24 protein-coding genes are annotated in these 23,981 nt (G+C 70.2%); 18 read left to right on the forward strand and 6 right to left on the reverse strand.

Going from position 1 to position 23,981, the window contains the following annotated elements; translation table 11 throughout:
* Positions 1–37 precede the first annotated feature (37 nt).
* The 12 genes from ACIA03_RS17850 (at position 38) to ACIA03_RS17905 (ending at position 10,969) form a co-directional block, all read left to right on the forward strand.
* Positions 38–586, forward strand: a complete 549-nt coding sequence (locus tag ACIA03_RS17850) for a TetR/AcrR family transcriptional regulator (RefSeq protein WP_396984819.1) — start codon at positions 38–40, stop codon at positions 584–586.
* A gap of 1 nt (position 587) precedes the next feature.
* The gene (locus tag ACIA03_RS17855; protein WP_396984821.1) at positions 588–1,820 is read left to right on the forward strand and encodes a cytochrome P450; all 1,233 of its coding nucleotides are present in this window, start codon (positions 588–590) and stop codon (positions 1,818–1,820) included.
* Positions 1,821–1,989: 169 nt separating this feature from the next.
* A complete protein-coding gene (locus tag ACIA03_RS17860; protein ID WP_396984823.1) occupies positions 1,990–2,766 on the forward strand; it encodes an SDR family oxidoreductase in 777 nt (258 codons plus the stop codon).
* Positions 2,763–4,118 (forward strand): cytochrome P450, encoded by a 1,356-nt coding sequence (locus tag ACIA03_RS17865; RefSeq protein WP_396984825.1) that lies wholly within the window; start codon positions 2,763–2,765, stop codon positions 4,116–4,118. Before ACIA03_RS17860 ends, ACIA03_RS17865 begins: the two co-directional genes overlap by 4 nt.
* A complete protein-coding gene (locus tag ACIA03_RS17870; protein WP_396984827.1) occupies positions 4,115–4,309 on the forward strand; it encodes a ferredoxin in 195 nt (64 codons plus the stop codon). The genes ACIA03_RS17865 and ACIA03_RS17870 overlap by 4 nt, the downstream gene beginning before the upstream one ends.
* 1 nt (position 4,310) lies before the next feature.
* Positions 4,311–4,910, forward strand: a complete 600-nt coding sequence (locus ACIA03_RS17875; RefSeq protein WP_396984829.1) for a hypothetical protein — start codon at positions 4,311–4,313, stop codon at positions 4,908–4,910.
* Positions 4,907–6,391: an aldehyde dehydrogenase gene (locus tag ACIA03_RS17880; RefSeq protein WP_396984831.1), complete on the forward strand. Its 1,485-nt coding sequence runs from the start codon at positions 4,907–4,909 to the stop codon at positions 6,389–6,391. The genes ACIA03_RS17875 and ACIA03_RS17880 overlap by 4 nt, the downstream gene beginning before the upstream one ends.
* Positions 6,392–6,674: 283 nt before the next feature.
* Positions 6,675–7,421: an SDR family oxidoreductase gene (locus ACIA03_RS17885; protein WP_396984833.1), complete on the forward strand. Its 747-nt coding sequence runs from the start codon at positions 6,675–6,677 to the stop codon at positions 7,419–7,421.
* On the forward strand, positions 7,418–8,263 hold the full coding sequence (locus ACIA03_RS17890; protein WP_396984836.1) for an NAD(P)-dependent oxidoreductase: 846 nt from the start codon (positions 7,418–7,420) through the stop codon (positions 8,261–8,263). The genes ACIA03_RS17885 and ACIA03_RS17890 overlap by 4 nt, the downstream gene beginning before the upstream one ends.
* 23 nt (positions 8,264–8,286) lie before the next feature.
* Positions 8,287–8,697 carry a carboxymuconolactone decarboxylase family protein gene (locus ACIA03_RS17895; RefSeq protein ID WP_396984837.1) on the forward strand — a complete coding sequence of 137 codons (411 nt, stop codon included), beginning with the start codon at positions 8,287–8,289 and terminating at the stop codon, positions 8,695–8,697.
* A complete protein-coding gene (locus tag ACIA03_RS17900; RefSeq protein ID WP_396984839.1) occupies positions 8,694–10,304 on the forward strand; it encodes an FAD-dependent oxidoreductase in 1,611 nt (536 codons plus the stop codon). Before ACIA03_RS17895 ends, ACIA03_RS17900 begins: the two co-directional genes overlap by 4 nt.
* Before the next feature lie 239 nt (positions 10,305–10,543).
* Positions 10,544–10,969 (forward strand): nitroreductase/quinone reductase family protein, encoded by a 426-nt coding sequence (locus ACIA03_RS17905; protein WP_396984841.1) that lies wholly within the window; start codon positions 10,544–10,546, stop codon positions 10,967–10,969.
* Positions 10,970–10,972: 3 nt separating this feature from the next.
* Here the strand turns inward: ACIA03_RS17905 and ACIA03_RS17910 are convergent, their stop codons facing one another.
* Genes ACIA03_RS17910 through ACIA03_RS17925 form a run of 4 tightly spaced genes read right to left on the reverse strand, consistent with a single transcriptional unit; the run spans position 10,973 to position 16,613 of the window.
* Entirely contained in the window at positions 10,973–12,217 is a 1,245-nt protein-coding gene (locus ACIA03_RS17910) for a hypothetical protein (RefSeq protein ID WP_396984843.1), read from the reverse strand.
* Positions 12,214–13,812 (reverse strand): succinic semialdehyde dehydrogenase, encoded by a 1,599-nt coding sequence (locus ACIA03_RS17915; protein WP_396984845.1) that lies wholly within the window; start codon positions 13,810–13,812, stop codon positions 12,214–12,216. Before ACIA03_RS17915 ends, ACIA03_RS17910 begins: the two co-directional genes overlap by 4 nt.
* 11 nt (positions 13,813–13,823) lie before the next feature.
* Entirely contained in the window at positions 13,824–15,446 is a 1,623-nt protein-coding gene (locus ACIA03_RS17920) for a GMC family oxidoreductase (RefSeq protein ID WP_396984847.1), read from the reverse strand.
* Between the two features lie 3 nt (positions 15,447–15,449).
* Complete coding sequence (locus ACIA03_RS17925) at positions 15,450–16,613, reverse strand: steroid 3-ketoacyl-CoA thiolase (RefSeq protein WP_396984849.1); 1,164 nt, start codon at positions 16,611–16,613, stop codon at positions 15,450–15,452.
* Positions 16,614–16,812: 199 nt separating this feature from the next.
* On the opposite strand from ACIA03_RS17925, the gene ACIA03_RS17930 reads away from it, so the two are divergent.
* Positions 16,813–18,036 carry a cytochrome P450 gene (locus tag ACIA03_RS17930; RefSeq protein ID WP_160023311.1) on the forward strand — a complete coding sequence of 408 codons (1,224 nt, stop codon included), beginning with the start codon at positions 16,813–16,815 and terminating at the stop codon, positions 18,034–18,036.
* Here ACIA03_RS17930 and ACIA03_RS17935 read toward each other — a convergent pair.
* Together ACIA03_RS17935 and ACIA03_RS17940 are read right to left on the reverse strand one after the other, a co-directional pair.
* Positions 18,027–18,536: a GNAT family N-acetyltransferase gene (locus tag ACIA03_RS17935; protein WP_396984852.1), complete on the reverse strand. Its 510-nt coding sequence runs from the start codon at positions 18,534–18,536 to the stop codon at positions 18,027–18,029. The genes ACIA03_RS17930 and ACIA03_RS17935 overlap by 10 nt on opposite strands.
* A gap of 9 nt (positions 18,537–18,545) precedes the next feature.
* Positions 18,546–19,169 (reverse strand): TetR/AcrR family transcriptional regulator, encoded by a 624-nt coding sequence (locus ACIA03_RS17940; protein ID WP_396984854.1) that lies wholly within the window; start codon positions 19,167–19,169, stop codon positions 18,546–18,548.
* A gap of 121 nt (positions 19,170–19,290) precedes the next feature.
* On the opposite strand from ACIA03_RS17940, the gene ACIA03_RS17945 reads away from it, so the two are divergent.
* Genes ACIA03_RS17945 through ACIA03_RS17965 form a run of 5 tightly spaced genes read left to right on the forward strand, consistent with a single transcriptional unit; the run spans position 19,291 to position 23,978 of the window.
* Positions 19,291–20,112 carry an ABC transporter permease gene (locus ACIA03_RS17945; protein WP_141793333.1) on the forward strand — a complete coding sequence of 274 codons (822 nt, stop codon included), beginning with the start codon at positions 19,291–19,293 and terminating at the stop codon, positions 20,110–20,112.
* A complete protein-coding gene (locus tag ACIA03_RS17950; protein WP_396984857.1) occupies positions 20,112–20,945 on the forward strand; it encodes an ABC transporter permease in 834 nt (277 codons plus the stop codon). The genes ACIA03_RS17945 and ACIA03_RS17950 overlap by 1 nt, the downstream gene beginning before the upstream one ends.
* Positions 20,942–21,970 carry an MCE family protein gene (locus tag ACIA03_RS17955; protein ID WP_396984859.1) on the forward strand — a complete coding sequence of 343 codons (1,029 nt, stop codon included), beginning with the start codon at positions 20,942–20,944 and terminating at the stop codon, positions 21,968–21,970. The genes ACIA03_RS17950 and ACIA03_RS17955 overlap by 4 nt, the downstream gene beginning before the upstream one ends.
* Entirely contained in the window at positions 21,970–23,007 is a 1,038-nt protein-coding gene (locus ACIA03_RS17960; RefSeq protein ID WP_396984861.1) for an MCE family protein, read from the forward strand. Before ACIA03_RS17955 ends, ACIA03_RS17960 begins: the two co-directional genes overlap by 1 nt.
* Entirely contained in the window at positions 23,004–23,978 is a 975-nt protein-coding gene (locus ACIA03_RS17965; RefSeq protein ID WP_396984863.1) for an MCE family protein, read from the forward strand. Before ACIA03_RS17960 ends, ACIA03_RS17965 begins: the two co-directional genes overlap by 4 nt.
* The last annotated feature ends 3 nt before the right edge of the window (positions 23,979–23,981 follow it).

Raw genomic sequence — 23,981 nt, forward strand, 5'->3', positions numbered from 1 at the left:
CCTTGCCGGAAACGAGAACGTGTTCTAATCTGGACACGTGTCCAGTGCAACGAGCACCCGTCAGGCAGATACGGTCGAGCGACTGTTCGCCGCGGCCATGGCGGAGCTGCGCGAGGTCGGGCACGAGGCGCTGACGATCCGCTCGGTCGCGGTGCGGGCCGGGGTCTCCTCGGCGACGGCGTACACCTACCTGGCCTCCAGGAACCACCTCTTCGTCAAGCTCTTCTGGCGCCATCTGAGCGCGGCGCCGGTGGCCGAGGCGACCGGGTCTCGCGCGGGACGGGTGCAGGAGGCCGTACGCAGCCTGACGACCCGGATCGCGGAGGAGCCGGAGCTCGCGGCGGCGGTGACCCCGGCGCTGCTGGGCAGCGATTCCGGCGTCGAACGGCTGCGGTTGCGGATCGGGGCCGAGTTCGCCGCCCGGTTCGAGGCGGCGCTCGGCGACGGTGCCGGGGAGGCGGTGCGCGAAGCCCTGCTGCTCGCCTTCTCGGGCGCGCTGCTGCAGGCGGGCATGGGCCTGATGACCTACGACGAGATGGCCGACCGGCTCGCCCCGGTCGTCGCCGTGATCGTCGGCGAGGAGTGAGATGACGAGCACCACCACCGAGATCTTCGACCCCTACGACTACGACTTCCACGAGGACCCCTACCCGGTCTATGCCCGGCTGCGGGACGAGGCGCCGCTCTACTACAACGCCGCCGACGACTTCTGGGCACTCTCCCGGCACGCCGACGTGCACGCCGCGGTGAAGGACGACGTCACCTTCTCCAACCGGATGGGGGTCTCGCTCGACGCCAGCGCCTGGAACGCCGACGCCCACCGGGTGATGTCGTTCCTGGCGCTGGACGGGGCCGCGCAGACCCGGTTGCGCAAGCTGGTCTCGGCGGGGTTCACACCCCGTCGCGTACGCGGCCTGACCCCGCAGATCCAGGCGCTCGCCGACCACTACCTCGACGCGCTGGCCGCGCTGTCCGCGGAGGAAGGGGAGGCCGACTGGATCGCCGAGCTCGCCGGCAAGCTCCCGATGGACGTCATCTCGGAGATGATGGGCGTCCCCGCCGCCGACCGCGACGAGGTGCGGCGGCTGGCCGACCTGGTGGTGCACCGGGAGGACGGCGTGCGCGACGTGCCCGAGGCCGGGATGACCGCCGCGCTGGAGCTGATCGGCTACTACGCCGAGATGGTCGCCCGGCGGCGCAGGCAGCCGAGCGAGGACCTCACCTCGGCGCTCGTCGAGGCCGAGGTCGACGGCGACCGGCTGCTCGACCACGAGGTGATCGCGTTCCTGTTCCTGATGGTCGTGGCCGGCAACGAGACCACGACCAAGCTGCTCGGCAACGCGCTGTTCCACCTCGGCGCGCACGCTTCCCAGCAGGCCGAGGTGTTCGCCGACCCCGGGGACGCCACGCTGGTGGGCCCGTGGATCGAGGAGACCCTGCGCCACGACACCTCGAGCCAGATGCTGGCCCGCTATGTCGCCGAGGACGTCTCGCTTCACGGCCAGGTCGTCCCGGCCGGGTCGAAGCTGCTCGTGCTGCTCGGCTCGGCCAACCGCGACGAGCGGGTCTTCACCGCGCCGGACGTCTTCGACATCCACCGCTCGCCCGACGAGCTCGGCCGGATCATGAGCTTCGGCGTCGGCCGGCACTTCTGCCTCGGCGCCAACCTCGCTCGGCTCGAGGCCCGGGTCGTGCTGGCGGAGCTGGTGCGGCGTACGTCGGGGTTCGAGGTCCACGCCAGCCGCGCTGTCCGCGTGCACTCCACGAGTGTGCGTGGGTTCGCCGAGCTGCCCGTCTCGTTCGCCTGGAGGGTGCGGTGAGTGGGGCGGATGCAGACCGAGTTACCTCGGTGAGCACGACGTATGCCCACCGAGGCGGTGTCCTGAGCCTGTCGAAGGGTAACTCGGTCGGCAGTCACCGACTTCGTGGAGTTCCGCGAAGTCAGTGGGCACTCGCCGAGTTACCTCGGTCAGCATCCAGGGAGGACGCATGAAGTACGCACAGCCCGACCGCCGCCCAGCGGTGATCACCGGCGCCTCCTCCGGGATCGGAGCGGAGACCGCGAGGTCGCTGGCGACGGCCGGCTTCCCGGTCGCGCTCGGCGCCCGGCGGGTCGACCGCGTCGAGGAGGTCGCTGCGGCGATCCGGGCCGACGGGGGAGAGGCGGTCGCGCACCCGCTCGATGTGACGTCCGACGACTCGGTGGCCGAGTTCGCTGCCAAGGCGGCCGCGGACCTGGGCGACGTCGAGGTCCTGGTCAGCAACGCCGGCGTCACCTACCCGGGCGCGACCGTCGACGTCCCGACCGAGACGTTCGCCGGTCAGGTCGACGTCAACCTGCTCGGCGCCCACCGTGTCCTGCGTGCCTTCGGGCCGGCGATGATCGAGCGGCGGCGCGGCGACCTGGTCTTCCTCTCCTCCGACGTGGCGGTGAAGCCGCGACCGTTCATGGGGGCGTACGCAGCCTCCAAGTGGGGCCTGGAAGGCATGGTCAACGCGCTCCAGATGGAGCTCGAGGGCACAGGGGTCCGGGCCTCGATCGTGCGACCCGGTCCCACCCACTCCGACATCGGCAACGAGTGGCCCGCGGAGCTCGGCGGGTTCGTGCTGGAGCAGTGGGTCAGGTGGGGCCTCGCCCGCCATCCGCACTTCCTCAAGGCCCGGGCTCTGGCCGACGCGATCACGTCGGTCGTGACCGCCAAGCGAGGAGTCCACATCAGCACCATCGACGTCAACCCCGAAGCCCCTGTGCAGGAGGCACGATGACGATCCCGACCGTCTCCACCGTCCTGGATGACCAGGACCCGAGCGTCCCCGAGATCATCCGCGGCACCGGCCACCTGCCCGAGATGCGGGTCGACCCGATCTCGCTGTTCACCCGCGTCCGCGAGGAGTGCGGCGACCTCGGCCGCTTTCGCCTCGCTGACAAGGACGTCGTCCTGGTCACCGGGGCCGAGGCCAACGAGGCGTTCTTCCGGGCACCCGACGACGTGCTCGACCAGGCGGCTGCGTACCCGTTCATGACGCCGATCTTCGGCAAGGGCGTCGTCTTCGACGCCTCGCCGGAGGAGCGCCAGCAGATGCTGAAGAACCAGGCGCTGCGCGGCGACATGATGCGCGGGCACGCGCAGACGATCGAGGCCGAGATCCGCCGGATGATCGCCGGCTGGGGCGATGAGGGCGAGATCGACCTGCTCGACTTCTTCGCCGAGCTGACCATCTACACGACCTCGGCCTGCCTCGTCGGGAAGCCGTTCCGCGAGGAGCTGGACTCCGGGTTCGCCCAGCACTACCACGAGCTGGAGCACGGCACCGACGCGATCGCGTACGTCGACGCCTACGCCGACATCGAGAACTTCCGGATGCGCGACGCCGCCAGGGAGAGGCTGGTCGACCTCGTCCAGGCGATCGTCGACAAGCGGATCGCCCGGGGCAAGGTCGCTCGCGAGGAGCGCGACCTGCTCGACGTACTGATCTCGATCGACATGGACACCGACACCATCACAGGGATCTTCATCTCGATGATGTTCGCCGGCCACCACACCTCCTCGGGCACCGCGTCGTGGGCGATGATCGAGCTGCTGCGCAACCCGTCGGTGATGGCCGAGGTCGTCGGCGAGCTCGACGACCTCTACGCGGACGGCTCGGAGGTCTCCTTCCAGGCGCTGCGCTCGATCCCGGTGCTGGAGGCGGCGCTGAAGGAGACCCTGCGGTTGCACCCGCCGCTGATCATCCTGATGCGGCTGGTGCGGGAGGACTTCGAGCTGCTCGGCGAGACCATCCCGGCCGGCACCCTGCTCGCCGCCTCGCCGCGGGTCTCGAACCGGATCGAGGGTGACTTCCCGAAGGCCGAGCTGTTCGACCCGAGCCGCTATCTCGACCCGCGCCAGGAGGACATGCAGAACCGCTGGACCTGGATCCCGTTCGGCGCCGGCAAGCACCGCTGCGTCGGCAACGCGTTCGCGATGATGCAGATGAAGGCGATCTTCTCGGTCATCCTGCGCGACTTCACCTTCGAGGCGGCGCAGCCGGTCCACTCCTACGCCGACGACTTCACCAAGATGGTGATCCAGCTCCAGCAGCCCTGCCGCGTCCGCTACCGGCGGCGGTCGTCATGAAGCTGACAGCCGACCTCGGGCTCTGCCAGGGGCATCAGGAGTGCCTCGCCGAGGCGCCGGAGCTCTTCGACTTCGACGACGACAGCTATCAGGTCGTCGTACGCATCACCGAACCGTCCGGCGGTCAGCTCGATGCCGCGCGTGCGGCCGTCAAGTACTGCCCCGCTTTCGCACTCATTCTGGAGGACTGAGATGGACCGCGCCGAGATCGAAGGCTTCTGGGCCCGCTGGCTCGACCTTAACCGTAAAGCAGAGGCTGAGGGTGATTGGGCGCCGCTGGCCGACGTGTACGCCGAGGACGCGACGTACGGCTGGATGTACACCCCCGACGAGCACTTCATGGCCGTCGGCCGCGAGCAGATCCGGGAGTGGGCGCTCGGCACCGAGATGGCCGGGCTCGAGGGCTGGCACTACGACTACCAGGCGACGGTGATCGACGACGTCAACGCCATGGTGATCGGTTTCTGGCGGCAGCGGGCGGGGATCGTCGACGACGCGACCGGCGAGGAGTACGAGATCTGTGGGATCGGCGGCTCCTGGTTCGGCGTCGCGCCGCGTCCCGACGGCGACGTGCTGGAGTTCGCCTGGCAGCGCGACTGGTTCGACCTCGGGTCCACCGCGACCACCTTCCTCGACATCGTCAAAGCCAAGAAGGCCACCGCCGGGCTGCTGGAGCGGATGTCGCTGAACGGCATGGAGCAGCCTGGCCACTACCGCCTCGCCGACCTGCCCTCGACCGTCTGGCCGCCCCCTGTCGCGGCCGGGAACTTCGTGACCCAGGAGTCCGTGTGACGACGAGAAACCCCACCAACCCGCCCGCTCAGCAGCTCGTCGACGGCAAGCTCGGCGCGGCCGCATCCGGCGAGACGTACGCCATCCTCAACCCGGCCACGGGGCAGGAGATCGGGCGCGCGCCCGACTCGACGGCCCGGGACATGGACGCCGCCATCGCCGCCGCGCGCCGGGCCTTCGACGAGACCGACTGGTCGACCGATGTGGCGTTCCGGGTCCGTTGCCTGCGCCAGCTGCACCAGGCGATCCTCGACAACGCCGAGGCGCTGCGCGAGCTGACGACCGCCGAGGTCGGCGCGCCCGCGTTCCTGGTGGCGGGGCCGCAGTTCGACACCCCGGTCGAGACCTTGAAGTGGACGATCGACCTGGCCGAGTCCTTCGAGTGGGAACGCGACCTCGGCGTCGGGGTGACGATGGGCATCTCCTCGCGGCGTACGGTGCGGCGCGAGGCCGTCGGTGTCGTCGCGGCGATCACGCCGTGGAACTTCCCCAACCAGATCAACCTGGCCAAGATCGGCCCGGCGCTGGCGGCGGGCAACACCGTGATCCTCAAGCCCGCCCCGGACACGCCATGGCTGGCGGCGGAGCTGGGCCGGCTGGCGGCCGACCACACCGATCTCCCGCCGGGCGTCTTCAACGTCGTCACCCCGCGCGACAACCGGGTGGCCGCGATGCTGGCCGAGGACCCGCGGGTCGACCTGGTCTCCTTCACCGGATCGACGGCCACCGGCCGGGCGATCATGGCGGCCGCGGCGCCCAGCCTGAAGAAGGTCTTCCTCGAGCTCGGCGGCAAGTCCGCGGCGATCGTCCTCGACGACGCCGACGTCGCCTCGGCCGCCTCGATGGCGGCCTTCTCGGTGGCCGTCCACGCAGGTCAGGGCTGTGCGCTGACCACTCGCCTCCTGGTACCCCGTGGCGCCTACGACGCTGCCGTCGAGGCGGCCGCCGCGACGATGGCCTCGCTCGGCGCGGGCGACCCGGCCGATGCCGGCACGATCTGCGGCCCGGTGATCTCCGCGGTCCAGCGCGACCGGATCCTCGGCTATCTGGCGCTCGCGCAGGAGGAGGGTGGCCGCTTCGCCACCGGTGGGACCGTAGCGGTCCAGGACGGCGACCTGGCTGAGGGCTTCTGGATCCAGCCCACCGTCGTGGCCTGCCTCGACAACTCCGCCCGCGTCGCCCGCGAGGAGATCTTCGGCCCGGTGCTCACGGTGATCCCGCACGACGGCGACGACGATGCCGTACGCATCGCCAACGACTCGCCCTACGGCCTCTCCGGCTCGGTCGAGTCCGGGTCGCTGGAGCGGGCGAAGTCCGTGGCCGCCCGGATCCGCACCGGCACCATCGGCGTCAACGGCGGCCAGTGGTTCGGCCCTGACGCGCCCTTCGGCGGCTACAAGCAGTCCGGCCTCGGCCGGGAGATGGGCGTCGAAGGCTTCGAGGAGTACCTCGAGACCAAGCTGATCGCGGAGCCCGCATGAAGCCGACTCGGCGCATCTGCCCCGCGGTCAAGCCCCGAGTCGGCGCAACTGTCCCGCTGATCTATCCCCACTCGGCGCAACTGCCCCGTCTAGAGCTGTCGAGTCGGCGCCAATGTCCCAGGCCGTCTGTGGGTCCCTGGGTGCAGTGGGACAGATGCGCCGACTCGGCGGGAAATTCTGGGACAGACACGCCGGGTCGGCGTGCGGAGCTGGGTCAGATGTGCCGAGTCGGCACGGAAGTCCGGGACAGTCCCGCCGGGTCGGCGGGGGAGAGGAGTCGGACATGAGGTTCGAGGACAAGGTCGTCGTCGTCACCGGGGCGGCACAGGGGATCGGCGAGGCGTACGCCAAAGGGCTGGCCGCCGAGGGAGCCGCGGTCGTCGTCGCCGACCTGAACGAGGAGAAGGGTCAGCAGGTCGCCAAGGAGATCGAGGCGGCCGGTGGGGTCGCCCGGTTCGTTCGCTGCGACGTCTCCGACCACGCCTCGGCGGCCGCGCTGGTCGCCGAGACGACCGAGGCGTACGGCGGGATCGACGGGCTGATCAACAACGCCGCGATCTACGGCGACATGGCCTTCGACCTGCTGGTCACCGTCGACTGGGACTACTACGAGAAGTTCATGAGCGTGAACCTCAACGGCGCGCTGGTGATGACCCGGGCCGTCTACCCGGCGATGCAGAAGCGGGGCGGCGGCGCGATCGTCAACCAGTCCTCGACCGCCGCCTACCTCTACTCCGGTTTCTACGGCCTGGCCAAGGTCGGCATCAACGGGCTGACCCAGCAGCTCGCCCACGAGCTGGGCGGGATGAACATCCGGGTCAACGCGATCGCGCCGGGGCCGACCGACACCGAGGCGACCCGCACCCAGGCCGGCGACGCGGCGCGGGAGATGACGAAAGGCATGGCGATCAAGCGCCTCGGCACCACCGAGGACATGGTCGGGACCGCGAAGTTCCTCCTCTCCGAGGAGTCCTCGTGGATCTCCGGCCAGATCATCGCCGTCGACGGCGGAGGGACGTTCCGGCTGTGACACGCACAGGGTTTGTGGGGCTGGGCAACATCGGCAGGCCGATGGCGCTCCGGCTCGCCGGGGCCGACGGGATCGAGCTGTGGGTCCACGACATCGCAGAGGAGCCGGTCGCGGAGCTGATCACGGCCGGGGCGAAGGCGGCCGTCTCGGTCGCCGAGCTGGCGGCAGCCGTCGATGTGCTGAGCGTGATGGTGCGCGACGACGACCAGGTGCGCCAGGTCCTCTCGGAGGTACTCGCCGCCGACCGCGCGGAGCAGGGACCGCTGACGGTGCTGGTCCACTCCACGGTCGCCCCGGAGACGCCTGCCGAGCTGGCCGCGACTGCCGAGCCGCACGGCGTGAACGTGCTCGACGCGCCCGTCTCCGGCGGCCCGATGGGAGCCGCCGAAGGCACCCTGGCCATCCTCGTGGGCGGCAGCCCGGAGGCGTACGCAGCGGCCGGCCCGGTCCTGGCGGCGATGGGCACCAAGGTGGTCCATGCCGGTGAGATCGGCGCCGGGACGAAGCTGAAGCTGGCCCGCAACCTGCTCCACTTCGCCTCGTTCACGGCGGCCACCGAGGCCCAGCGGCTCGCCGAGGCGGCCGGGCTCGACCTGGTGGCGCTCGGCGACGTCGTACGCCACACCGACGCGATCACCGGCGGCCCCGGCGCGATCCTCTACCGCGACACCACCGCCCCGATCGCCCCCGACGACTTCTGGCACGGCGTCTTCAGCCACGTCGTGGCGCTGGGGGAGAAGGACCTCGGCTTCGCGATCGAGCTCGCCGAGGAGCTCGGCGTCGACGTGCCGCTCGCCCGACTCGCCCTCGACCGGCTGGCACCCGGGCTCGGGCTCCCCTAGGACTGAACGAGGAACACGGAACCATGAACGACGACACCGACAAGTTCGCCGACCTCCCTGCGGCCCGAGCCCGCGGACTGCGCAAGATGGAGGAGGTCTACGGCTTCGACATGGCCGATGGCGAGGGCGACTTCTTCCGCTACACCGCCGATCATCTCTTCGGCGACATCTGGCAGCGTCCGGGCCTGACCACCCGCGACCGCCGGCTCCTGCTGATCGGGCTGCTCGCCGGCCAGGGCGCCGCGGATGTGCTCGGGATCCAGATCCCCGCGGCGTACGCCAACGGCGAGCTCTCCGAGGACGAGCTGCGCGAGATCGTGGTCTTCCTGAGTCACTACGCCGGATGGCCGAACGGTGCCAGGATGAACATGGTCGTCGAGGAGACGATCGGAAAGGCCCAGCGGAAGGCCCGGCGGAAGGCTCAGCGCTCATGACGTACGTCATCACCCAGTCTTGCTGCAACGACGCCTCCTGCGTGGAGGTCTGCCCGGTCGACTGCATCCATCCCGGCCCCGACGAGCCGGGGTTCGGCGCCGCCGAGATGCTCTACATCCACCCCGACGAGTGCATCGACTGCGGTGCTTGCGAGGACGCCTGCCCGGTCAATGCGATCTTCCCGGACTACGAGGTTCCGGACGCGTTCGCGCCCTATGTCGACATCAACGCCGCCTTCTTCGAGTTCACCGGCGAGCAGGAGGAGCCCGCGCCGCTGCCGCCCCTGGGCGCCAAGATCCCCGGAGGCCCGCTCAAGGTGGCCGTGGTGGGTGCCGGTCCGGCCGGTTGGTACGTCGCCGAGGAGCTCGCCGCCACCCGCCGCTGCGACGTCGAGATCACCGTCATAGACCGGCTGGCGACTCCTTATGGCCTGGTCCGCTACGGCGTCGCGCCCGACCATCTGGACACCAAGGAGATCGTCTCCGGGTTCGCGAAGACGGCCCGCCACCGCCGGGTGCGCACCCGCTACAACCTCGAGATCGGGCGCGACGTCACCCACGAGGAGCTCCTCGGCTCCCACCACGCGGTGGTCTATACCACCGGCGCTGGCGAGGGCCGCAGCCTCGGCCTGCCGGGGGAGGAGCTGCCCGGCTCGACCTCCGCGGCCGAGCTCGTCGGCTGGTACAACGGTCATCCCGACCGGGCCGCGATGACCTTCCCGCTCGCCCACGAGCGCGCCGTCGTCATCGGCAACGGCAATGTGGCCCTCGACCTGGCCCGGCTGCTGCTGGCAGACGAGGAGGCGCTGACGGTCTCCGACCTGGCCCCGGGCGCGCTCTCGGCCCTGGCGGCCAGCGGCATCCGCGAGGTCGTCGTCACCGCCCGTCGGGGCGCCGAGCACGCGGCCTTCACCAGCCCCGAGCTGCGGGCGCTCGCCGACGACCCCGGCATCGACGTCGTGGTCGACGAGGCCGACCTCGCCGGGCTGCCGACCGAGCCGGACCTGACCGAGCGCAACGCCGGCTCCTTCGCGACACTCCAGAAGGCCGATCTGCTCCGCGACCTGGCCGCCCGGCCGCGTACGGACGCCGCGAAGCGGCTCGTCCTCCGCTTCGGCCTGACCCCGACCGAGATCCTCGGCGCCGACACCGTCGCCGGGGTGCGCTTCGACACCGGCGAGGAGATCGAGGCCGGGCTGGTCGTCCGAGCCACCGGCTACCGATCCGCCGGCGTCGCCGGCGTCCCCAGCGAGGAGGGCACCGGCCGCTTCCCGCACGAGGCGGGCCGCGTGATCGGCGCCGAGGCGACCTATACCGCGGGCTGGGCCAAGCGTGGTCCCAGCGGTGTCATCGGCACCAACCGGGCCTGCGCCGCCGAGACCGTACGCACCCTCCTGGACGACCACGCCGCCGGCGCCCTGCGCGAGCCCACCGGCGAGTCCCTCGACGACCTCCTCTCATCACGCGGCGTGATCGTCGTCGACCAGACCGGCTGGAACACCCTCGACACCCACGAGCGCGAGTCCGGCAAGGAGGTCGGCCGGCCACGCGCGAAGGTGACCGACCGGGAGGAGCAGGTCCGCATCGCGGCTCTGGCCCGCGTCTGACCACTCCACGCCGACCCGGCGCGACTGTCCCGGATTTTGGTGTCGAGTCGGCGCAACTGCCCCGGATTTCGGTGTCGAGTCGGCGTGACTGTCCCAGCCGACACCGAGCAGCGCTTGGGACAGTTGCGCCGAGTGGACGTTGTGGAGCGGGGCAGTTGCGCCGAGTGGGCGTTTGTCCGGTGGGCGTTGGGGAGGTCTGCAAGAGTGGGTGAAAACCGATCCTCGGGGAAAGGCACTCCATGTCAGGCAGCGACTACAAGGACTGGAACCAGTCGATCATCGACGAGTTCCGCTCGAACGACGGCAACGTGACCTCGGTGCCGTTCGGGCGCGGGCTCGTGCTCGTGCACCACACCGGCGCCAAGACCGGCAAGGAGCGGGTCTCCCCGGTGGCCAACCTCCATCCGGACGCCGACACCTGGCTGATCGCCGCTTCCAAGGCCGGCGCGCCGGAGAACCCGGCCTGGTACCACAACCTCCTGGCCCACCCGGTGACCAAGATCGAGACCCCCGACGAGGGCGTCGTCGAGGTCGAGGTCAGCGAGCTGAAGGGCGCCGAGCGCGACGCGGCCTGGGAGCGGTTCAAGGCGATGAGCCCCGGGTTCGGCGAGTACGAGGCGAAGACCGACCGGGTCATCCCGGTCCTCGCGCTGTGTCGCCGGTGAGCGTCAGACCGGGGTGATCGGCAGCGACCGGCGCGGCTCGAAGGCGAAGTCCGCGCCGGTGCTGAACCTCACCACCGCGACCTCGGACGCCTCGGGGGCGGGCTCGGGGCGGCAGACGACCTCGACCCGCCAGCCGCCTTCGACGGCACCGACCTCGACGTCGAGGTGAGGGTCGAGCGCCTGCACCGCGACCTGGAGCGGAACGAACCATTCCGGCCCGATCAGCGAGACCCAGGCCCCGTCCTCGTCGGCGGCCGAGGGCCGGACGGCCAGGGCGTCGGAGCCGACCTCGACCGAGACGTACGCCGCGGGGTTGAGCATCGGGTGGAGCGCGAGCATCCGCAGCGCGCCCTCGGTGTCCGCCGGCAGCGAGAGAGCACGGGCGAGGCGGGCCCCCGCGATCCCGGCGACCCCGACCAGCTGCTTGCGACGGATGTCGAGGAGCTGCTCGGCCGAGGTCACCCGGGGCTCCAGCGCGAGCGTGAAGCCACGGTCGAGCAGGGCCATCTGAAGACAGACCTCGTCGGCGATCCGCGCCAGTGCGGAGTGGGAGAACGCAGCGAGGTCGAGGTCGGAGACCAGCGGCCCGGCGTAGTCGGCCGCGCCGTCCTCTGACGGATCGATCGGCGCGAGCTCGAGCCCGGCCGCGCGGGAGCGCTCGTTGACGGCCAGCTCCGGGACCGCCACCGCCTCGGGATGCGCATCGTCGATGGTCACCGTCCAGCGACAGTGCGGCGTCCGGCCAGCCGGGGTCCGCGGCGGCCGGTGGACCGGGCGCACCTGGGCCCGGGGGTGGGTCGCGATGGCGGTGGCGTCGAACGTCGGATCCTCGATGTCGTGGCACATCCCGCGGACGTACTCCTCGCCCATCGGCTCCACGTCCATCAGCGCGCCGCAGTGGTCGAGGTGGAACTCGCCGTGGCGGGCGTCGTGGACGGTGTAGCGGAAGTCCATGAACTGCGGCGGCGCGCCGATGTCGAGCTGGAGGCCCTTGAAGATGGTCGGCACGTCACCCTGCCCGGCCACCACCGGCGAATAGCCGAGCGCGTTCTGCATCCGCCGGGTGTAGATCGGCGAGGCCGCGGCCCACTCGACGATCGCGATCCGCAGCATCTCCTCGCGCCCGAAGGCGGAGATGCACCACGCCATCCCCGCGCGGTCGATCAGCTGGCCGATCAGGAGGAGCTCGCGGACGACCTCGGCGAGCTCCTCCCGGGTCAGCTGGGCATAGCGGGAGACGGGCGTCAACGGATGTGGAGCTTCCGCATCCACCGCAGCGACATCTGCATCTGCTTGGCGTAGTCGTCGAAGGTCTGCTTGCCCTGCGGCCCCATGACCTGCTTCTTCAGGGTCGCGACGTTCTGGGTCTCGGTGTACTTCAGCAGCCCCTGGTCGCCGTGGCGGGCACCGACACCGGACTGCTTCATCCCGCCCGACGGGGTCGACTTGGAGGCGTAGGCGGTGGCCAGGCCGTCGTTGATGTTGACGTTGCCGGACTCGATCCGCGCGGCGATCGCCTGAGCGCGCTTGAAGTTCGTCGTCCACACCGAGGCGTTGAGACCGTAGTCGGTGTCGTTGGCCAGCTCGATCGCCTCCTCCAGCGTGGAGTAGCGGTGGAGCGAGACCACCGGCCCGAACGTCTCGGTCACCCCATGGAGCATCTCCTTCGTGGTGCCCTCCAGGATGGTCGGCTCGAAGAAGGTCGGCCCGATGTCGGGGCGCGCCTTGCCGCCGGTCAGCACGGTGGCTCCCTTGGCGACCGCGTCCTCGACGTGCGACTGCACCCGCGCCAGGTGGTCGGGGGAGACCAGCGCTCCGAGGTCGGGCCCGAAGGCGTACGCCGCCTCGATCCGCATCCCTTCGACGGCGGCGACGAACTTGTCGCGGAACTCCTCGTACCTCGCCTCCGGGATGTAGATCCGCTCGATGTGCATGCAGATCTGGCCGGTGTTGCCGAAGACGGCGAACATCGAGCCTTCCACGGTCTCGTCGATGTCGGCGTCGTCGAGGACGATCATCGGGTTCTTGCCGCCGAGCTCGAGGCAGGCACCGATCAGGTTGCGCCCGGCCTGCTCGCCGATGACGCGACCGGTGGCGGTGGATCCGGTGAACATCGCGTAGTCGACGTTGTCGAGCATCGTCGGGCCGACGTCGGGGCCCTCGCCGCAGACGACCTGGAAGAGGCCCTTCGGCAGGCCCGCCTCCTCGAGCAGCGAGATCCCGAACAGCGGCGAGAGCGCGGTCTTGTTGTCAGGCTTCAGCAGCACGGCGTTGCCGGCCATGAGCGCCGGGATCGCGTCGGAGAGACCGGTCGCGAACGGGAAGTTCCACGGCGCGATGATCCCGACCAGGCCACGCGGCGGGTGGCGCTCGATCGAGCTCGACAGCACCGGCATCACCCCTGGGCGCTTCTTGTCCTTGAGCAGCTTCGGCGCCCGCTTGAGGTAGTGCGAGATCACCATCGGCGGGTCGCACACCTCCTCGAACGCGATCCGGCGGGCCTTGCCCGACTCGGCCTGGATGAGGTCGGCGATCTTGTGCTGGTTGCGCAGGATCAGCTCGTGGGCACGCTTGAACACGGCCAGCCGCTGCGGCAGCGGGGTCGCGGCCCACTCGTGCTGGGCCGCCCGGCCGGCCGCGGCGGCCCGCTCCACGTCCTCCGGTGAGGACTGCGGCAGCGCCACCAGCACCTCACCGGTGTAGACCTCGGTCAGCTTCCAGGACGCACCCGTCGAGGACGGGACCCGCGAGACCAGGTCGCCCAGCAGCTCCTCGGTGATCCAGTCGGGGCGGCGTACGCCTGCTGTCTTCGCGGTGTCAGGGCTCAAATGTCCGGCGCTCATGTCTGCTCCGATCAGCTGTTCTCGAGAATGAAGGTCGCACAACGGTCACCGATCATGACCGCGGGAGCGTTGGTGTTGCCGCCGATGATCGACGGCATGATCGAGGCGTCGGCGACGCGGAGACCGTCGATGCCGCGTACGCGAAGCCGCGGGTCGACCACGGCCCGCTCGTCGACGCCCATCCGGCAGGAGCCGACACCGTGGTAGATCGAGGTCGCCCGGTTGGTGACCTCGTCCTTCATCGCCTCGGCGTCGATCGCCTTGCCGGGGTGGATCTCCGACTTGACCTGGTCGCCGAAGGCGGGAGAGGCCATGATCTCCCGGATCATCTCCACGCCCTCGAGCAGGACGCGCTTGTCATCGGGCTCGGCGAGGTAGTTGAAGTCGATCAGCGGCTCGGCGGTCGGGTCGGCGCTGCGCAGCCGCAGCGTCCCGCGCGAGCGCGGGTAGATGAGCGACGACATCACCGTCAGCGCGGCCCGCGGGTCGACCTCGTGCCGGATCGGCGCGTCCTGGTTGGGGGAGGGGTAGGCCCAGGGGAGGACGTGCAGCTGCAGGTCGGGTACGTCGGTGGCCAGCGAGGTGCGGACGAACCCGACCGTCTCGAAGACGGTGTGACCGAGGATCGACCGGCCGACGGTCTGCTCCTTGAGGACCGCCTTGCCGAAGTAGCCGGCCGTGCCGTGGTGCAGGGCGGTCGGCATCTCCCAGGTGGTCGGCACGAACATGTGGTCGTGCAGGTTGTCGCCGACCGGCAGCTCGTGGACGGTCTGGATGCCGTGTTCGGCGAGGTGGGCGGAATGACCGATTCCGGAGAGCATCAGCAGCTGCGCCGAGCCGAAGACGCCGGCCGACACGATCACCTCGGCGGTGGCCGAGATCGTCTGCGGACCCTGCTTGGTGAGGATCTCGACGCCCATGGCGCGCCCGTTCTCGATGACGATCCGGGACACGTGCACACGGGTGAGCGTGGTGAGGCTGGGCAGCTCCTGGTCGTGGAGGTAGCCGCGCGAGGCGGAGTAGCGCAGCCCGTCGATCGCGCTCTGCTGGAAGGTCGAGACGCCCTCCTGCTCGGCGCCGTTGTAGTCGTCGAGCACCTTCACGTCGAGGGTCTCCGCGGCGGCGCGCTGGAAGGAGAGCGACGCCTCGGTCGGCCGTGGGTGCTTCATGACCTTGATCGGCCCGCCCGTGCCGCGGTAGTCGGAGCCACCGCCCTCGTAGTCCTCGACCCGCCGGTACGCCTCGTTGACCGAGTCCGCGTCCCAGCCGGTGTTGCCCTCGGCCGCCCAGGCGTCGTAGTTGGCCCGGTTGCCCCGGACCCACAGCAGGCCGTTGATGGAGGAGGAGCCACCGAGCACCTTGCCGCGGGGCTGGGGGAGCTCGCGGTTGCGGGCGTGCTGCTGGGGGACGGTGTGGTAGCCCCAGTCGACGAGCTTCTTCAGCCGCGGCTCGGCGTGCATCGGGCCGATCATGCCTGGCTTGGTGACCAGGTAGTTGTGCTTGTCGTTCTTCCCCGCCTCGAGGAGGATAACCGACTTCCCGGCCGCGGCCAGGCGGCCGGCGACGGCACAGCCGGCCGAGCCGGCGCCGACGACGACGTACTCGGCCTCGGTGACCTTGGACGTTCGCGACATCGCTCAGATCCTCTCGATGATCGTCGCGGTGGCTTGCGCGCCGCCGGCACACATCGAGACCAGGGCGGTGCTGGCGTCGCGGCGCTCGAGCTCGTGGAGCGCCGCGGTGAGCAGGCGGGTGCCGGTCGAGCCGACCGGGTGGCCGAGCGCGATCGCGCCGCCGTTGACGTTGATCTTCTCCTCGGGGACCTGGTGCACCTTGGCCCAGGACATGACCACGCCGGCGAAGGCCTCGTTGACCTCGGCGATGTCGATGTCGCCGATCGTCATCCCGCTGTCCTTGAGCGCCTTCTCGGTCGCCTGGACCGGGCCGTCGAGGTGGTAGTAGGGATCCGAGCCGACCAGGTTGGACGTCACGATCCGCGCCCGAGCCTTCAGCCCCAGCGAGGCGGCGACCGCGGAGTCCATGAGCAGCAGCGCCGAGGCGCCGTCGGAGATCTGCGAGGACGTGCCGGCCGTGTGGGTGCCGCCCTCGAGCACCGGGCTCAGCCCGGCCAGCTTCTCCAGCGAGGTGTCGCGGATGCCCTGGTCCTCGGTGACGGTACGCACCTCGCCGGTGGGGTTGCCCTCGTCGTCGAGCATGGGGGCCTCGACGGCGAAGATCTGGCTCTTGAAGTGTCCGGCGTCGCGCGCGTGACGCGCCTTGACTTGCGACCACAGCCCGAACTCGTCGACCTCGTTGCGGGAGAAGCCGCGGTTCTTCACGATCCGGTCGGCGCCCTCGAACTGGTTGGGCAGATCGATGTTCCAGTCAGCGGGACGCGGATCGCCGGCGCCCTTCGGGACATTGGCGCCCAGCGGGATGCGCGACATCGACTCGATGCCGCAGGCGATGCCGACCTTGATCTGGTCCGAGGCGATCATCGCGTTGATCAGATGCGTGGCCTGCTGGGCCGAGGAGCACTGCGCGTCGATGACCGTGGAGCCGGTGTGGATCGGCAGCCCGGCGTGCAGCCAGGCGCGGCGGACCATGTTGTTGGACTGCTCGCCGGCCTGGGAGACGCAGCCGCCGATGACCTGATCCACCAGGTCAGGGTCGACTCCGGCGCGCTTGAGCACCTCCACCTGGGCGGCCCCGAGCAGGACGCCCGGGTGCAGGCCGGCGAGCCAGCCCTTGCGCTTGCCGATGGGGGTACGGACGGCTTCGACGATGACGGGCGTGCCCATGGAACCTCGCTCTTCGGGGGTTTCGACAAGTCGCTGGTGCGCGGGCGCGCACCGTCACGCCTGATGACGTGACACCGGTTACACTCGATTGGTCCAAAGTAGAACGTGTTCTCGTTTGGCGCAACCCTTGTGTGATCCTGGGCGCTGTGTGAACATAAACTAGAACGTGTTACAGAAAAGACCTCGAAGGAGCACACCCGTGACCGCTCTCCCCGTGGATTTCGATCCGACTGATCCCGTGCTCAACGAGGAGCGCGTCCCGCTCCAGGAGTTCATGGAGCTGCGGCGTACGGCTCCGGTCTTCTGGATCGAGCAGAAGCCCGAGGCGCGAGCAGGGTTCCTCGACACCGGCTTCTGGGCGGTCAGCAAGCACGAGGACATCCTCGCCGTCTCCAAGGACAGCGAGAACTTCAGCACCAACGAGAACGGCGTCATCATCAGGTTCGCGCCGGACATGACCCGCGAGCAGGTCGAGCTGCAGCGCGCGATGCTGATCCACCATGACGCTCCCGACCACACCAAGCTGCGCCAGATCATCAGCCGCGGCTTCACCCCGCGTGCGATCAACGCTCTCAAGGACCGTCTGGTCGAGCGGGCCAACAGCATCGTCGACGATGCGCTGGCCAAGGGGGAGGGCGACTTCGTCGCCGAGGTCGCCGCCGAGCTCCCGCTCCAGGCGATCGCCGAGCTTCTCGGCGTCCCGCAGGAGGACCGGCGCAAGCTCTTCGACTGGTCCAACCAGATGCTTGCCTACGACGACCCGGACTACAACGCGGACCCCGAGGCCGCCTCCATCGAGATCCTGACGTACGCCATGACGCTGGCTGCCGAGCGCAAGGCGGACCCCAAGGACGACATCATCTCCAAGCTCGTCAACGCCGAGCTGGAGGGCGGCGCGCTGGGTGATGACGAGTTCGGCTTCTTCGTCATCCTGCTCGCCGTCGCCGGCAACGAGACCACCCGCAACGCGATCTCCCACGGCATGCAGGCCTTCTTCGAGAACCCCGACCAGTGGGAGCTGTGGAAGAACGAGCGCCCCGACACGATGGTCGACGAGGTGATTCGCTGGGCAACCCCGGTGACCGTCTTCCACCGCACCGCGATCAACGACGTAGAGGTCGGTGGCCAGCTCGTCAAGGCCGGGCAGCGCGTCGGACTCTACTACGCCTCGGGCAACCACGACGAGGACGTCTTCGACGACCCCGACACCTTCGACATCACCCGCGAGCACAACCCCCACCTCGCCTTCGGCGGCCACGGTGCCCACTACTGCATCGGCGCCAACCTGGCCCGGATGGAGGTGCGGATCATGTTCGACGTGATCGCCGACCGGATGCCCGACCTGAAGCCCAACGGCGCCCCGCGCCGGCTGCGTCACGCCTGGATCAACGGCATCAAGGAGCTGCCGGTCACCTACGCCTGAGCCTCAGGCACGACGACATTGGAGAAGTGGGGCCGGCGGAACGGATAGCTCGCCGGCACCCACCTCTTCAGCGCTTCGTAGACCACCTCGTAGAGCCCCTGCTCATAGGCCTCGGTGGTCACCCACCAGCTGACATCGACGTCGTACGCCGCCAGCTCCTCGCTGAGCTCCTGCCGGACGCCCAGCGGGTAGAGATAGGCGCACCCGACGTAGCCGAGCGCTGAGGTCTCCAGGACGTAGGAGAACGACTTGTTCTCCTTCCACTCGCCCTCGTGCCAGACGAGGTCGATGTAGTCCTCCTCCTCCGACGTCGGACCCGTCGGCCAGCCGCCGCCCCGGGTCGCGTTGATGAGGTCCATGTCGGCGTTGATGGCGCGTACGTCATCGGCCAGGCAGTCGCGCGACAGCGGCCGCGCCGTCAGGTCGCCGTGGGTGAGCACCCGGGGCGCCTCGAACCCGTCGGGGACGGCCAGCAGCTTGCTCAGTCCTGCGTAGCTCATGCCCGAAGGCTACGTTCGGCGACGCAGCGCCAGCATCCCGGCGTACGCGTCGAGCAGCCGCTCCTTCGGGTACTCCTCCGGCTTCTCCAGGAGCAGCCGCGCGAACTCCTGCACCAGTGCGACGAGCGAGTGGGCGACCACCTCGACGTCGAGCTCGGTCCCGGGGTCGAGGTTGGTGCGGAGCACGTCGGCGACGAACCCGCGCAGCAGGACCAGGGTGCTCTCGATCCGCTCACGCACGGCGGGCGGTGCGCCATCGGTCAGGCCGAGGACCGGGCGCCAGGTCTCCGGGTCGGCCTCGACGGCCTGGAGCAGTCCGTCCGCCGCCTCGAGCAGCCACCGGTCGAGCTCGACCGGGGTCCCGCCGGCCGGGATGAGGGCCAGCGCCGCGGCGGTCGCGCGCTGCTGGGTGCGGTCGAGCAGGGCGTGCAGAAGAGGGTCGATCCCGCCGTACGCGTCGTAGACCACCGGTCGGGTCACGCCTGCCTCGGCGGCGATCGCGCTGATGGTGAGCTGGCCGTAGCCGTCGCGGGCGAGCACGCGCAGCGCCGCGTCGAGGAGCTCCTCGCGGCGCTCCTCGAGGGGCATCCGGGTGGCGTAGCGCCGCCGGGCGGCAGGTCGGTCGGTGGGCATCAGTTCCGAAGGGTAAAGGGCTCGTGGTCGAGCGGACGAAGGGGGTGACACAGGCCACACAGTGTGCGAATCTACACCCGTGTAGTAATTGGCGATAGCTGTCGACGAGGAGGAGTTCCGGGTGACTGCGACCTTGCCCGAGCGGCTGGCCACCGGGGTCTGGCGCCGCACGGCCGACGGGCTCCGGACGGTGGGAGAGACGATCGCCCTTGGCGCCGAGGCGTGTGCCCACGCCGTGGTCGACATCCTCACCGGGCGGTTCGACTGGGCCCAGGCGGCGGACCAGGCCTGGTTCATGGCCCGGGTCTCGCTGCTGCCGACGATCCTGGTCGCGATCCCGTTCGGGGTGGTGACCTCCATCCAGGTCGGCGCGGTGGCCAACAGCATCGGCGCCTCCTCCTTCAGCGGCGCCGTCAACGGCGTCGGGGTGCTGCGCCAGGCCGCGCCACTGGTCACCTCGCTGATCATCGCGTGCGTGGTCGGTTCGGCGATCTGCTCCGATCTGGGGATGCGCGCGATCCGCGACGAGATCGCGGCCCTGGAGGTGATGGGCACCAACCCGGTCCAGCGGATGGTCGCGCCCAGGATCGTGGCCGCCGTCTTCCTGTCGGTGATGCTGACCGCGATCGTCGCGGTGGCCGCGATCGCGACCGGCTACGTGATGAACGTCGGCCGCGGCGTGGTCGGGGCCGGCACCTATCTGGACGCGTTCACCAACTTCAGCCAGAGCGCCGACCTGTGGCTGGCCGAGGGGAAGGCGGTGCTGTTCGGGCTGATCGGCACCACGGTCGCAGCGCACAAGGGGCTGGGGGCGACCGGTGGACCGCAGGGCGTGGCCGACGCGGTCAACCAGACCGTCGTGCTGAACGTGATCGTGCTCGCCGTGGTGAACGCGGTCGTCACCCAGGGCTACCTGGCCCTCGCCCCGGGCGGTGGTGCGTGATGGCCGCGGTCGAGACCGACGGCCCGGCGACCGGCTGGTGGAGCCCGCTGGTGCCGTTCGGTTCCTTCCTCACCTTCAGCGCGTCGGTCCTGCTGGCGGTGCCGGCCACGCTGGTGCACCACTGGCGCACCTGCCTGGAGCACTTCTCCGACATCTGCTGGGGCAAGGGCGCGATCATCGTCGGCGGCGGCACGATCGGGGTGATGGTGCTGCTCTCGGTCTCGGTCGGCACCTCGCTCGGCATCGAGGGCTTCAACGGGCTCGAGCTGGTCGGCCTGGCGCCGCTGGTCGGGTTCATCTCGGCCACCGCCAACACCAGGGAGCTCGGGCCGCTGGTCGCCGCGCTGGCCCTGGGCGCGCAGGTCGGCTGCCGCTTCACCGCGCAGCTCGGCGCGATGCAGGTCAACGAGGAGGTCGACGCGCTCGAGGTCATGTCGGTGCGGCCGGTCAACTATCTGGTCGCCACCCGCCTGGTCGCCACCATGATCGCCATCGTGCCGCTCTACGTGATCGGCCTGCTCGGCTCCTACATCGCCTCGGAGTCGACCGTCGTGATGCTCTTCGGCCAGTCGCCGGGCCAGTTCGACCACTACTTCCTGGAGTTCCTGACGATGCGCGACATCGGGTTCTCGCTGGTCAAGATCTTGATCTTCGCCGCGATCGTGGTGCTGATCCACTGCTGGTACGGGCTATCGGTCTCGGCCGGATCGCTCAACGTCGGCGAGGCCACCGGCCGATCGATCCGGGCCAGCTTCGTGGTCATCGTCGTGCTCAACATGCTGTTCACCGTCGCCATGTGGGGTGGCGACCCGGGGTTCAGGATCTCCGGATGAGCCGCGCCACCAGACCCCAGACCCTGGCCGTACGCGGCGCCGCCGGTGTGGTGGCCTGCGGCCTGCTCGCCGCCGGGATGATCGTGCTCGCCGGGCGCCCGTTCTCCGACGACGTCGCGACCCGGGCCGCCATGGTCGACGTGGGTGCCTCGCTGCGTACCGGGTCGGACGTGAAGATGGGCGGCGTCATCATCGGCACGGTCACCGGCATCTCCCGGGGATCCGACTCCTCGAAGGCATCGGTCGCGATCCGCCTGAAAGGTGACGCGGCGGACCGGCTCCCGGCAGACGTGGCGGCGCGGGCGCTGCCGGCGACCGTCTTCGGCACGGCGTACGTCGACCTGGTCTCGACCGGTTCCCGGTCGGGGAGGTGGGCGGGTGGCACGATCCCGCAGGACCTGCGCCAGGGCACGGTTGAGCTGCAGCAGGCCCTCGACAGCATCGACGAGCTGGTCAAGGCGGTCGGCCCGGCCGACCTCAACGCCGCGCTGTCCGCGGTGGCCGCCGGCCTCGACGGCCGCGGCGACGACATCCACCGGACCCTCGAGCTCGCCGCGAGGGTGCTGGAGCAGGCCGAGGCCGACCTGCCCACGATCCGGTCCACGGCGGCCCTGCTGGCGGTCAACCTGGAGACCCTGCAGGCCTCCGCCAACGACCTGTTCGCCGCCCTGGAGTCCGGCACCGCGACCGCCGAGACGATCGCGGCCAAGCGCGAGCAGCTCGCCGCGCTGCTCTCGGGCGGGCTCACCCTGACCACGGACGCGCAGAGGTTCCTCGACGAGCACGGCGCCGAGCTGGTCGAGGCGATGGACCAGGCAGCGGTGGTCGCCGATGCCGTCGCCGACAACCGGGAGGACGCGGTGGTGGAGGGCTTCCGGGCCAACCGCGAGATCGGCCGGGAGGTCCCGACCGTGATCGACGACGGGCGGGCGGTGCTCGACCTGATCCTGCACCGGGTGGCGCCGCCCTACTACACCCGCGAGCGCGACTGCCCGACCTACGGCAGCACGAGGGGAGAGTGCTGATGTCCGGACTGCGCGGCTCCTCGGGACGCCCGACCGCGACCTACCTCAAGCTCGGCGCCTTCACCCTCGTCGCCGGGCTCGCCTTCGCGCTCGTCCTCGGCACGCTGAAGGCGCCGGTCGCCGGCGACCTGACCACCTACACCGCCGAGTTCGCCGACGTGAACGGCCTGCACGAGGACGATGCCGTACGCATCGCGGGGGTCAGCGTCGGCAAGGTCACCGACATCACGGTCACCGCCGCCGGGAGGGCGAGGGTCGAGCTCAGCGTGTCCCGCAAGCAGCCGGTCCTGGACAGCGCACGGCTCTCGGTCCGCTACCAGAACATCGCCGGGCAGCGGTTCCTCGGGATCGAGCAGACCCGAGGGTCCGGGAGGCCACTGGCCGCAGGGGCGCGGATCCCGGCGAGCCGGACCAGCGCCGGGTTCGACCTGACCGAGCTGCTCAACGGGTTCCGGCCGCTCTTCGACGTACTCGAGCCTGACGAGGTCAACCAGCTCGCCGCCACCATCTTGAAGGTCCTCCAGGACGAGGGCGGCAGCATCCCGGTGCTGCTGGAGCAGACCGCCGAGCTGACCAGGTTCGTGGCCACCCGCGACCAGGTCTTCGACCGGGTGCTGACCAACCTGACTCCCTTCCTGGCAGACCTGGCCGCCCAGGGGGACGAGTTCGAGACCACAGTGCACGAGCTGGAGAGGCTGATGAAGGGCCTGGCCGAGCAGCGCGACGCCCTGGGCGCCTCCGTCGAGGAGCTGTCCGGGCTGCTGGCCACCGGCGCAGACTTCGGTACGCGGATCGAGGCTCCCGCACGCACGCTGAGCCGCAACCTGCGGATCTCGGTGACCGCCTTCGCGGCCAACCTGACCAGCTTCGAGGGTGCCGTGGTCGCCTTCGCCCAGCTGGTCGAGACGCTGGGCAGGATCACCTCCTACCGCAACGCGCTCAACATCTACGTCTGCCGCTACGACTTCTCCGTCGACGAGCTCGTGCTGGCGCTGCCACCGACCGACGACCGCTACTCCGAGGTGTGCTCCGGATGACTCCACTGCGAACCATGGACCCGCTCAAGGTCGGGATCGTCGCCGTCGTGCTCGCTGCGCTGGCGGTCGTCTTCGTCTTCCGTGCCGGGGCGCTCGGCTTCGGCGAGCGGGTCTGCGTGGCCCACTTCGAGCACACCGCGGGACTCCGGGTCGGCGAGGACGTGACCGTGGCCGGCGCGCGGGTCGGCGAGGTGCGCTCGATCTCGCTCGGCGCCCACGACGTGATCGTGGAGTTCACCGTCGAGGACCACATCCGGCTCGGGGCTCGCACCCGGGCCGAGATCGAAGTCGCCACGCTGCTCGGCACGCACCTGCTCGCCGTCACGCCGGTCGGTGGGGGAGAGCTGGCCGACGACACCATCGCCCTCTCGGCGACGAGGGTTCCCTACAACCTCCAGGACATCGTCGACCGCGGCAGCGCCTCCCTCGACCAGCTCGACCCCGAGCTCCTCTCCGGCACCCTCGACGAGGTCGGCCGCACCATGGCCAGCTCCCAGCCCGACCTCGCCGCCGCCCTCGACGGCATCTCCGCGGTCTCCGAGGTCGTGCTCACCCGCGCTGACCAGGCCGACGCCCTGGTCAGCGCGGCCACCGACGTGACGAGCCGGCTCAACGCCAACAGCACCGAGATCGTCTCGCTGATGAAGCAGTCCAACGCGGTGATGGCCGAGCTGCAGAGCCGACGCGGCGCGATCCGCCGGCTGCTGGCCGACGCCCAGCGGCTCACCACCACCCTGAAACGGGTCGTCTCCGAGAACCGGCAGGACCTCGAGGTCGCGCTGACCAAGCTGGCCGTGGTCGTCAAGGGGCTGCGCGCACAGGAGAGGGAGCTCAGCGCCGCTCTCGACGTCCTCGGTCCGTCGGCGCGCTACCTGGCCAACGCCACCGGCAACGGCCCGTGGATCGACATCCGGCCCGACGACCGCGCGCTGCCCGACGGGCTGACCTGCCGGGTGAGGGGACTGTGCTGATGT

The sequence above is a fragment of the Nocardioides sp. NPDC051685 genome (assembly GCF_044453405.1).
Taxonomy (GTDB): domain Bacteria; phylum Actinomycetota; class Actinomycetes; order Propionibacteriales; family Nocardioidaceae; genus Nocardioides.

Bases quoted from the DNA above. Each gene is read 5' to 3' on its own strand.
- ACIA03_RS17915 (WP_396984845.1), bottom strand. From the start codon at position 13,812: ATGAGCGCCGGACATTTGAGCCCTGACACCGCGAAGACAGCAGGCGTA.
- ACIA03_RS17965 (WP_396984863.1), top strand. From the start codon at position 23,004: ATGACTCCACTGCGAACCATGGACCCGCTCAAGGTCGGGATCGTCGCC.
- ACIA03_RS17885 (WP_396984833.1), top strand. From the start codon at position 6,675: ATGAGGTTCGAGGACAAGGTCGTCGTCGTCACCGGGGCGGCACAGGGG.
- ACIA03_RS17960 (WP_396984861.1), top strand. From the start codon at position 21,970: ATGTCCGGACTGCGCGGCTCCTCGGGACGCCCGACCGCGACCTACCTC.
- ACIA03_RS17900 (WP_396984839.1), top strand. From the start codon at position 8,694: ATGACGTACGTCATCACCCAGTCTTGCTGCAACGACGCCTCCTGCGTG.
- ACIA03_RS17955 (WP_396984859.1), top strand. From the start codon at position 20,942: ATGAGCCGCGCCACCAGACCCCAGACCCTGGCCGTACGCGGCGCCGCC.
- ACIA03_RS17870 (WP_396984827.1), top strand. From the start codon at position 4,115: ATGAAGCTGACAGCCGACCTCGGGCTCTGCCAGGGGCATCAGGAGTGC.
- ACIA03_RS17905 (WP_396984841.1), top strand. From the start codon at position 10,544: ATGTCAGGCAGCGACTACAAGGACTGGAACCAGTCGATCATCGACGAG.
- ACIA03_RS17895 (WP_396984837.1), top strand. From the start codon at position 8,287: ATGAACGACGACACCGACAAGTTCGCCGACCTCCCTGCGGCCCGAGCC.
- ACIA03_RS17925 (WP_396984849.1), bottom strand. From the start codon at position 16,613: ATGGGCACGCCCGTCATCGTCGAAGCCGTCCGTACCCCCATCGGCAAG.
- ACIA03_RS17935 (WP_396984852.1), bottom strand. From the start codon at position 18,536: ATGAGCTACGCAGGACTGAGCAAGCTGCTGGCCGTCCCCGACGGGTTC.
- ACIA03_RS17920 (WP_396984847.1), bottom strand. From the start codon at position 15,446: ATGTCGCGAACGTCCAAGGTCACCGAGGCCGAGTACGTCGTCGTCGGC.
- ACIA03_RS17940 (WP_396984854.1), bottom strand. From the start codon at position 19,169: ATGCCCACCGACCGACCTGCCGCCCGGCGGCGCTACGCCACCCGGATG.
- ACIA03_RS17875 (WP_396984829.1), top strand. From the start codon at position 4,311: ATGGACCGCGCCGAGATCGAAGGCTTCTGGGCCCGCTGGCTCGACCTT.
- ACIA03_RS17950 (WP_396984857.1), top strand. From the start codon at position 20,112: ATGGCCGCGGTCGAGACCGACGGCCCGGCGACCGGCTGGTGGAGCCCG.
- ACIA03_RS17860 (WP_396984823.1), top strand. From the start codon at position 1,990: ATGAAGTACGCACAGCCCGACCGCCGCCCAGCGGTGATCACCGGCGCC.
- ACIA03_RS17855 (WP_396984821.1), top strand. From the start codon at position 588: ATGACGAGCACCACCACCGAGATCTTCGACCCCTACGACTACGACTTC.
- ACIA03_RS17865 (WP_396984825.1), top strand. From the start codon at position 2,763: ATGACGATCCCGACCGTCTCCACCGTCCTGGATGACCAGGACCCGAGC.